The sequence below is a fragment of the Flavobacterium sp. UM26 genome (genome assembly GCF_057922445.1).
In genome coordinates, this window is sequence record NZ_JBVHCY010000016.1 from 1 (window position 1) to 11,811 (window position 11,811).

The 11,811-nt window shown below is 37.6% G+C and carries 2 protein-coding genes; both read left to right on the forward strand.

What is annotated here, in order from left to right:
• Positions 1–391 precede the first annotated feature (391 nt).
• Positions 392–5,032 (forward strand): DUF8693 domain-containing protein, encoded by a 4,641-nt coding sequence (locus tag ACZ1AQ_RS14790; RefSeq protein WP_489633637.1) that lies wholly within the window; start codon positions 392–394, stop codon positions 5,030–5,032.
• A gap of 874 nt (positions 5,033–5,906) precedes the next feature.
• A partial coding sequence (locus ACZ1AQ_RS14795) for a beta strand repeat-containing protein (RefSeq protein WP_489633638.1) occupies positions 5,907–11,811 on the forward strand: 5,905 nt, incomplete at its 3' end.

Sequence of the window (11,811 nt, forward strand, 5' to 3'; positions counted from 1 at the left end):
AACTAAAACCCTTTCAGAGACAAGTGCTTTGAAAGGGTTTTTCTTTTGCAGATAAATTGGTAAATCGGTTACAAGTTTGCGTGGCTTGGGTAATTCTTTGTGGACTTTGTGGTTCAATTTTTTGCTATGGCTCAAACATAATTTTTTTTAAATCAAGAATATGATTCAGTAATGAACTAATTGTTTTTATGATTTATCTCGACCAATTTTGAGTACTCAGTAAAAATAATCCACTCTTTTTGAATTATCATGATTTAAGTTTATTGTTGCTTTTTTTACTTGTGCAGCAATCATTATTACTTACATTTGCTGGCGACTTTGAATGGTAAATAGTTGGTTTTTTGAATTCCTTTTACCATGTTTAAGTTTTTAAAAAAGCTAACTATTTTTTATGAAGAGAATTTTACTTTTTGTGTTGTTATTGATGATTCAATTGGTGTATGGACAAAAAACTTGGAATGGTAGTACAAGTTCTTCCTGGGATATACCTACTAATTGGTCTCCTAATGGTATTCCTACCAATACAGATGACGTTACCATTCCTACAGGTATGCCTAATGCGCCCATAGTTTCTGTTGCAACAGCAACATGTAGGAATCTAACAATAAATTCTGGAGCGGTTTTGACCGTTTCTCAAGCAATAACCGTTAGTGGGACTACTGCTGTTAATGGTACTTTAATTATTGGTTCAACTACAGGAACAAAAATATTTACCGGCAACGTTGCTATAAGCGGTTCATGGAATAATTCAGCAAATTCTGCCATAACTTTCAGAGGAGGAATTGCAAATGGTGGAACTTTTGCTTCAGGTACAGGCGTCCAAACATTTGATACTAATACTCAGGCAATTTCCGGAAATATTACAATAACTAATGTAACTGTAACAGGTATTGGGTTGACTAATAACGGGATTCTTACTATTTCTGGAACACTTATTGGTACGGGAAGTTTAACTAATACTACAACAAGAACACTTACAATTAACGGTGCTGGTATCACAACACTCTCTAATGCTGGTACTATGACTGTTGGGGGGACTGGGGCTATCACTACTGCATTAGCTAATTTTACCAATACTGGAACACTTAATCTTAATGGCACAGGTACTATAACAGGAATTACAAATAACGGTACTGTTAACTTAGGAAGTTTAGGTACTATTACTACATTTGATAATGCTTCTGGTACAAGTGTTTTACAAATTACAGCTGCTTCACCTGCTATCACTACACTTAATGCTACAGCTACAAATAATATTGTAAATTATAACGGTACAAATCAATCCGTTATCGGTACTACTTACAGTAATTTGACGCTTTCGGGTACTGGCATTAAGACAGCTGCGGGTAACTTAACTGTAAATGGTACTCTGACTACAACAGGCGGTATAAGTCTTACTATGGGAACTAATCAGTTGTTGGGAACACTTGCTGCAATAAGCAATAGTGGTACTATTCAAACTCAAAATACTTCTACAACACCAATTCCTACCGGAAAAACATGGGGAGGAACCGTACAGTTTAGTGGCGTCGCCCAGACGGTTAGTGCTGGGACTTATAATAATTTGACACTTTCTGGGAGTGGTATAAAAACATTTGCAGCCAATACTGTCATAAACAATATAACTTCAATTGCGACTGGTGTTCAAGCGAATTTGAATACCATAACTACTCATACAGCAGGAGCTCTTGTCTTGAATGGTGTTAATCAAGTTGGTGGCACATGGGGAACTTCGACTTCTGGGGCTACTAATTCTAATAACACTTTTTTTACAGGTACGGGCAGAATAACTGTTCCTAATAATTCTGTTATTGACAATAATTTTGCGTCTTACAGTAATACTTCGGCTGATGTTTTTGCTTCTGTAGGAGAATATACAGGTCCTTTGACATTAACAGCTCCGAATGGTTTCGTTTTTATCAATACTAAGTTTGCTAGTTATGGAACTCCCAGTGGGGCTTTTCCTAACTTCACAATAGGAAGTTGTCATGCTGTTAATAGTCGTTCTGTAACTACTGGATTGTTAGGGAATACTACTGCAACAATCCCTGCTGGCGGTGTTTCATTTAATTCAGTTTTTGGAGATCCATGTGTAGGTACAGTAAAAAGATATTATGTTCAAGCAACTTATACACAACCTATTTGTTCTGGAACTAGTCCTGGTATTATAACAGGTTCTACTCCTACGGGAGGTAATGGGACTTACACCTATTTATGGGAACAAAGTTCAAGTGTTAATGGTGCTTATACAACAGTTTCCGGAATAAGTAATGCTAAAGATTATACACCAGGAACACTCACTGCTACAACATATTATAGAAGAACAGTAACTTCGGGTGTTTATACCGATGCTACGATAGTAATCGTACCAGTCGTAACAGCTCCATCTACTGCACCTACTATTTCAGCTTTATGTTCAAACAGTACATTGTCAGTGCCAGTTTCATCCATTCCAGGGACATACGTAGAATGGTTCTCAGGGACATGCGGAAGTGCAGTAATTGCCACAGGGACTACTTTTAACCCCACTGTTGGAGGGACTTATTTTGCTCGCTATACCAATCGTTGTGGGAGCTCTCCATGTGGTAGTTTTAACGTAACTGTAGCGCCAACTAACTCTGTTGTTGTTACGCCTACAAATCCTAGTTCAATTTGTATTACAAATCTTGATCAAATGGTTGGATTACCTTATACGGCTAGCGGAACACCTAATACGTATAGTATCACTTGGTCCCCAAATGGATATTTGATTGATATTGTCAATAGAAGTTTACCAAGTAGTACTAGCGGTACAATTACATTAGATATTCCATCCAACATTCTTGCAGGTACATATATAGGAACAATAACAGTAAGAACTTCTGGAGGATGTGTAAGTGCAAGCAAGACTTTTACTATCCAGATTGGTAAAGTTGTAAGTGCTGCTTCTTCTAGTCCTAATTTGTGTCAAAATACCTTAATGTCTCCAATAACTCATACAACTACCGGAGCAACTGGTATAGGAGTTGCAACCGGATTACCAGCAGGTGTTACAGCAACTTGGGCAGCAAATACCATTACAATTAGCGGTACACCAACAGCATCTGGAACGTTTAACTATAGTATTCCCTTAACAGGAAGTTGTTCGGGTACGGTAAATGCAACAGGAACCATTACTGTAAACCCTCTACCTTCTACCCCTACAGTTGGCACCATAACAAATGTTACTTGTTCTTCAGCAGGTAGCGTTGTATTGAGTGGATTGCAAAGTGGATGGGTTATAACTCAATCAGGAACTGCTTCGGGAAGTTATACTTCATCGGGCACGAGTTATACGGTTACAGGACTAGCGGTTGGAAGTTATACTTTTAGAGTAAGTAACGGAACTTGTACTTCATCAGACACACCAATTGTTCCCATTGCTGATGCTTCCAGTACTACTTGGAACGGTTCATCATGGAGTAATGGTGCGCCAGATGCAACAAAAAATGCTATAGTGACAGCAGTGGTTCCCGCTTCTCCTTTTGGCTCTAATTTGACGGCTTGTTCCTTAACGATTAGTACAGGAGTTACCGCTACAGTCCCATCAGGAGTTACCTTAACAATAACGAATGCAGTAACAACCAACGGTCAGTTAATTTTCGAAAACAACGCAAGCTTGGTTCAAACCACCAATGCTGCAAACTCTGGAGCGATAGAATACCGTCGTATCTCCTCACCGATGAAGAATTTCGATTTTACGTATTGGTCATCGCCGGTAACAGGGCAAACTGCAAAACTATTATCACCAAACACCTTGGCCGATAAATATTTTAGATTTGATGGTTTGGCAAATGATTGGATTTTTGATGATGGCACCATGGCGCCAGGTGTTGGATTTATCATTCGTGTTCCCAAACCAGGTTCTCCTGCACCGGATAATTGGTCAGGCAGTACGTATGCACAACCGGTAGCTTTCAAAGGAGTGCCAAATAATGGGAATTACAGTTTTGGAGTAGGAGCTAATCAGTACAATTTGGTAGGTAATCCGTATCCATCAGCCATACGAGCAGATGATTTTATCAATGCTAATAGTGGAATTATTTACGGGGCGTTGTATTTCTGGACACATAATACTGCTATTGCGCCAAGTGGTTCGGATTATGTGTATACAGCTGATGATTATGCAAGTTACACCTTAGCAGGAGGTACAGGTACAAGTAAAGCGCCAAGTACAGGTGCGAGTGGTACGGTTCCCAATGGATTTATAGCAGCTGGTCAATCGTTTTTTGTGGGTAATGCAGCAGCAGGAAGTTTCCAGTTTACTAATGCCATGCGAGTTTCAGGCAACAACAGCCAATTTTTTAAACAAGCCAGTACCAAAAAAGCAGCAGCAATGGAGAAAAACCGAGTTTGGTTGAACATGACCAATAGCGGAGGGGCTTTCAAACAGTTGTTGGTGGGTTATATAGAAGGCGCTACGAATGATTGGGACAACTTGTATGACGGACCAACATTTGACGGACAAGAGTTTGTGGATTTTTATAGCATCAACCAAGGACAAAACCTCACGATACAAGGTCGAGCATTGCCGTTTGTAGATACCGATGTGGTGCCTTTAGGCTACCGTAGCACAATTGCTGGCACTTTCGAAATTAGCATCGATAATAGAGACGGCGCTTTGACGAATCAAGCCATTTGGTTAGAAGATAAAAAAACGAATACCCTTCATGAATTGAGTAAAGGGAAATACACGTTTACCGCCATCAATGGAGTAGAGAACGACCGTTTTGTGTTGAAGTACACCAACAAGACTTTAGGTACTGATGATAACGAAGTGGTGGATACACCGCTTATCGTAAGTGTGAAAAACAAAAAAATCACACTAACTTCTTCGGCTGAAGCGATTACCCAAGTACAGGTATTTGATTTGTTGGGCAGAAAAGTGTACGATAAATCGAAAATCAACGCCCAAGAATGGTCTATTTCGACTTTGCCTTCGAGTGAACAAACCTTGATTGTCAAAACTACTTTGGCCAACGGCGCGATTAGTAACAAGAAGATTATTTACTAAAAAAAATAGTTTTTCAACTAAAACCCTTTCAGAGACAAGTGCTTTGAAAGGGTTTTTTCTTTTGCAGATAAATTGGTAAATCGGTTACAAGTTTGCGTGGCTTGGGTAATTCTTTGTGGACTTTGTGGTTCAATTTTTTACCATAAAGCAACACCAAGTAAAAGATTTTTATTGTATTGGAATCAGCTAAAAACTTCTATGTCCTTACTTGCTTTACATGGTTTAAAACTTGCAGCTTATTCCCAAAAAAAGCTTTAATGGCTTACCTGTTTTTTTATATCCTTTTGTGGCAAAGTTTTTTAGCACAAAGCAATACGAAGTAGTCATGAAGTAGTGGTGTGACCACATATAAATAGGTTTATTGTGTCTTTCTATGTAACCAAATTGTCTTATTTTGAATGCTCTTAATCATTTTAAAATAGGATAGTTTATATAATGCTGACAATATAGATGCAGATTTCTATTTTTTCTTTCGTTTTCGTTAAGTTTTACAAAGTTATTTTTTTTTTTCTTGATTGATTAAACATAAACTAAATTCCATACTCTTCTATTTGTAAGTATTTCTGGTAAAAAAAAATGTTTTTTACAGATAGAATAAAAAATTGTGATTTGTCTATTTATGTAACTTGTTGTAAATCACTATATTTGTTAGTGAATGATTTTTTAACAAATAAAGAGTGGTTATTTTTATGATAAAAGATGAATGGTGTAAAACGTGTAAAGGGAGATAGTTTTTTAGATTAAAGAATTAATAAAGAAGTTGTTTAAGACTATTTTATCATAATTTTTAAATGGACTTTATTTGTAAATGGAAGTAATCAAGCCAATGCTTTGGAATATAGAGGTTTAAAGTAACAAAATACATTGTTGTTTTATGATTAAAAATAGATATTTCACAAATAGTTCTTTTTGTAAAAAGCAATTCTGCTTCCTTTTATTATTGATTTGTTATTGGGGACAAGCTCAATCCATTTGGACTAATCCAATTACGGGTACTGATCCAAGTTTGTTTAGTCCCTATACTAATGGAGATGTGAAGGATCCTAACATCACTGTTTCTGGGATTCGAAGGGGACCAAATGTTGGGGCTGTAAGTACTACTAACCAATATGTGGCTTCAGGTTGGAATGATTCTGTAATCAATGGAGCGAAATACTTTGAGTTTACATTGAGTCCACTACAAGGCTATAAAATTAATTTTACGAGTTTTGTTTTTAGTGGTGTAACAAGCGGCTCAGGACCTATAGATTTTGGATTGTATTGTAGTTTGGATAATTTTGAATTTCCAATAGGAACTGTTATTGATGGGTCAAACAACATAGATCTTTCAAGTGTAGATTTTCAAAACATTACAGGTACCATTACTTTTAGAATTTATGCATGGAATGCTGCTAGTCCAGCTGGCGTTTTTGGACTAGAAAATTTTACTTTTAATGGAAATGTAGTTCCCAATGCAGTATCAATACAACCCATTTGGTCTAATCTTATAACAGCTTCTAACCCAAGTGCATCAAATCCATATACAATAGGAGATATAAAAGAAGCTAATATAAGTGTCTCTGGAATTAGCAGGGGGGCTGGAATAACAGGTTTTTCAGTGTCAAATAGATATGATGCCAGTGGCTGGGATAGTGCAAGTTTAGATGTTAATGATTATTTTGAATTTACACTGATACCAAATTCTAGCTACAAAATTAATCTGGAGAGTTTTGTTTTTGATGGGCAAACTTCTAGTGCTGATGCTCCAACACAATTTGCTTTGCAATCCAGTCTAGATAATTTTTCTAGTCAAATAGTAGTTGTGGAGGATTTGAACACAATCGATTTAAGTAATGCAATCTATCAAAATCTTACGGGACCTGTAACTTTTAGAATTTATGCTTGGGGAGGTTCAGCACCAAGTGGTAGGTTTGGAATTAACTCGTTTACCTTTAATGGGACTGTTACTATTGATAGCCAGGTGGATGCTACTATTTGGTCTAATCCCATAATTAATTCAAATCCTAGCGCATCCAATCCTTATACTAGTGGAAGCACAGAAGATACTAGAATTACAGTATCTGGAATAAGTCGAGGATCGGGAATTACTGGGAGAGCTACTTCAAATCGATACGATGCAGTGGGTTGGGATAGTCCTAGTTTAGATCCAAATGATTATTTTGAGTTTACTTTGGTCCCTAATGCTGGGAACAAAATTAATTTTACCAGTTTTGTTTTTGATGGGCAAACTGCTGGGGCAACCGCCCCCATTAATTTCGCCTTACGTTCTAGTGTTGATGGATTTGTTGGTAATATTGGTGTTGTTCAAGAAGATTCAAATACAATAGATCTTACGGATACTAGTTTTCAAAATGTAGCGGTTCCTATCACCTTTAGATTATATGCTTGGGGTGGTACGGATGTAAATGGTCGCTATGGTATTAACTCCTTTGAGTTCAAAGGAAATGTGGTCGCTTCAAGTTGTATTTCACCAACCATTTCAACCTCCGGAATTATTGATTCGGCTAATTTTAATGCAACATCTTCTACTACGGTAGTATTGTCTTATACAAGTACAACAGGTAATCCAGTAGGTTACAGTATAGATTGGAATGTTGAGGCAACTACTGCGGGTCTATTAGATATTTCTAATCCAACAGAAACGTTTAATTCAGGTTCCGGAAATTTAAATATTGTGATACCAGCCAATATTTTGCCAGGAACTTATGAAGGCTTAATGACAATAGGAACCGGAAACTGTACAACAACACAATTGGTGAGTATTACTATTCTTTCGATACCGGCTGCTATTGCTGGAACTAGTCTTTGGCTAAAAGCTAATGATGGAGTGTCTAGTTCAGGTAGTAATGTTATAGGTTGGGTAGATCAAACGGGGAACAATACATTTAGCGTAATAGGATCACCAACGTTTCATACTAATGCAATTAATTTTAATGAAGCAGTTAGTTTTAATAACAATGGTTTTAGTAGTGCATTGCCAACCAATAGATTAGATGGAAACACAAATATTGATTTCGTTTCAGCATTTGCGGTTTATAAATTTGATAACAGTTCTTTTGGACAAGCCAACTTTCTGGGTAGTGTAATTTCGCCCAATAACACAGGTGTAGTTCTTTTTGGTGGTAATAATAGAAATTCTTCTTGGTCTAGAAATGGAAATACTATTACCGGGGCAGCTGCAGGTTTTCATATCCAAAATACAAATTTTGATAATCTTAAGTTTAACATTGTAAGTCTTGATGCAAGTACTCAAACTCCTTATGGAACTGGGAAGGTAAATGGGGATAATGAGACAATCATTAATGGGCAATTAGATTTTGATTCTATAAATTTTAGACCCATGATTGGTGGAAGTAACCATAATGGGAATAATGATTTTGGACATATGAAGGGTAATGGATTGTTGGCAGAAGTAATCGTTTTTCCAACTTCTATGACTGAAACAGACAAACTAAAAATAGAAAGTTATTTGGCTATTAAGTATGGAATTTCGTTAGGCAGTAATAACAACGCAGTAGCATACTTGTCTTCTAATGGTACTGTAATTAGAGCTGCAGATACTACTTTTAAGTATGATATTTTTGGTATAGGTAAAGATGATGGGTCTAATCTGAATCAAACTAAAAGTAATAGTATTAATTCTGGTAGCGGAGATGGAACTGGTCAAACAGGGAAAGGAAATATAGTTTTGAGTAATCCGAGTTCATTAGATATCGGTGATTTTTTCATCATAGGACATGATAATGGGGCGCTCACCGAACAAACTACTGACATGCCCTCCAATTTGAATGGCTACAAAAGAATCGGTCGTGAGTGGAAAGTCAGCAGAACAAATGATCCCGGCACCATCGATTTGACATTTGATATTTCAGGGCTATGTTTGTCAGTTTCAAGTGTCGATGATATTAAAATGCTTGTAGATTCTAATCAAGATGGAATTTTTGATTCGGCTACGTTGATTAATGCGGCTTCATTATCTGGTAATATTGTAAGTTTTTCAGGGATTGATTTACCTAATAATGCAATTTTTACTTTTTTAACTTCACCACCTACAATTGAGCTTACTTCAGCTGTGGGTACTAATGCGCAATCAATATGTAATACAACAAGTATTATAAACATTGTTTATACAACTACAAATGCTACAGGTACAGTGGTAACTGGCTTGCCAACAGGTGTAAGTGCTAGTTTTGTTTCAAATGTGCTAACAATCAGCGGTACACCTACTGTATTGGGTAATTTTACTTATTCCATTGATGTACAGACTTCACAATGTGCAACAGGTCCTAGTGCAACAGGAACAATTACAGTTAGTAATTTAGCTAAACCGATTATTACTCCATCAGGTTCAACTTCAATATGTGCGTCTGGTTCCGTACTATTAACTAGCGATGCAACTACGGGTAATCAGTGGTACAAAGATGGCAACTTAATTGCAGGAGCAGTTGCAAATAATTTTACAGTAACCGATTCTGGTTCCTATACTGTAATTGCAAGTCAGAGTGGGTGTTCAAGTCCTTCAAGTGACCCTGTTATCGTTACTGTCAATCCTTTGCCAACTATCAGTGCCGCAATTTCAGCAACAAGTGTCTGTCAGGGCATTACTTCTACAACTCTAAATTATACAGCTACTGGTAATCCTACGCTATATGATATTGTTTGGGACACTGCGGCACTTACTGCTGGGTTAGGAAATGTAACCAATTCTACTATTCCGAACTCAACTACTGGTGATATAACGATCAGTATTCCTTCTACCATTACTGCAGGAAACTACAACGGGACTATTACTGTAAAAAACGCAATTAACTGTACGAGTATAGCGGATACCTTTTTATTAATTGTAAATGAAGTTCCAACCATTACAACTACAGGTGTGATTGATGCTGTATGTTTCAATGCGACTGCTACAACTACTGCAATTTTACCTTATACGTCCACCTCAGGTAGCCCAAATAATTATAGTATCGATTGGGATACTACTGCTAATAATGCTGGATTTGTAGATCAAGTTAATATAACTCAAATTTTTAATTCAGGTCCAGGTAATGTTAATATTACCATACAACCCAATATTGCACCAGGAGTATATTCTGGTTTAATGTCCATTGGAACAGGAAATTGTGCAGCCATTCAGAATGTAACAATTACGATATTGCCAATACCTACTGCGACCATAAGCGGAGGAACTACTGTCTGTGAAAGAGCTCCTTCGCCGCTAATTTCATTTTCAAATCCTCAATCTGAAGCCATAGTTGTGAGTTACAGAGTCAATCCTGGTGGGGCTATTCAAACTATTAACGTTGGACCCAATACTAGTGCAACAGTAGCTGTATCCACAGATTTTTTTGGTTCATTTCTCTATATTTTAGATAGTGTGGCTTATGCCGCGTTGCCGGGTTGTTCTACTCCTTTAAATGGAAGTACTTTGATAAACGTTGATCAAAATTTGTCAAGCGTTTCGGTACTACCTAATACTCCTCAAAATCTTTGTATTGGTGCAGTTGGCACACAGCTGTCGGTAGCATCTGAATTGGGTGGTGGTTCAATAGTAGCTAGACAATGGTATAAACGAGCAACTTCAGGAGGAACCAATGTTATTATTTCTTCAGCGACTTCTTCTACTTACATTCCAACCGCTTCCGATTTAGGTGTAGGAACATGGTATTTGGTTTGTGAATCTACCCCATTATGTGGTAATCCTATAGTTTCCAATGAGATTCAAGTTAGAGTAAACTCTATTTTTAGTCCAGGAGCTATTGCTACAACAGGAGAGACGATCTGTAGCGGTGGGGATCCAAGTGCGATTGGAAGCGTAAGTTTGGCAAGTGGTGGAGATGGAAATATTACTTATCAATGGTCTAGTAGTTCAGATGGGTTAGTTTATTTTCCAATTGCCAATTCGAATTCTGCAACTTATGATCCACCTTCAGGTTTAACACAAAAAACATGGTATTTACGACAAGCAATAGATGGTGCATGCAGTACTAATTTTAATACAGTAAATAATAGATCCGCAGGTAGATGGGTAGTAGATGTGAGTCCAGTTTTTAACCCTGGAGCCATAGCTACAACAGGAGAGACGATCTGTAGCGGTGGGGATCCAAGTGCGATTGGAAGCGTAAGTTTGGCAAGTGGTGGAGATGGAAATATTACTTATCAATGGTCTAGTAGTTCAGATGGGTTAGTTTATTTCCCAATTGCCAATTCGAATTCTGCAACTTATGATCCACCTTCAGGTTTAACACAAAAAACATGGTATTTACGACAAGCAATTGACGGGTCATGCAGTACTAATTTTAATACAGTGAATAATAGATCCGCAGGTAGATGGATAGTAGATGTGAGTCCAGTCTTTAACCCTGGAGCCATAGCTACAACAGGAGAGACGATCTGTAGCGGTGGGGATCCAAGTGCGATTGGAAGCGTAAGTTTGGCAAGTGGTGGAGAAGGGACCATTACATATGAATGGCAAAGTAGCACAGATGGTTTTATTTATTTTCCAATTCTTGGAACAAATGCAGCAACATATGATCCACCAAGTGGATTAACCCAAAAGACATGGTTTCGACGTGCCGCCAGAGATGCAACTTGTCAAATCAATTTATCTAATCCAATAAATGCTTCTAGTGGTAGATGGATTGTGGATGTTAATCCTCAACCTATTAAACCCACTATCACCGCATCGGGTAGCACAAGCTTCTGCGCACCAGGTTCAGTGGTGTTAAGCAGTAGTGCTGCTGCGGGCAACCAATGGTATAAAGACGGCACACTAATAG

Coding starts and splice junctions, on each gene's coding strand:
- ACZ1AQ_RS14790 (WP_489633637.1), top strand. CDS start 392: ATGAAGAGAATTTTACTTTTTGTGTTGTTATTGATGATTCAATTGGTG.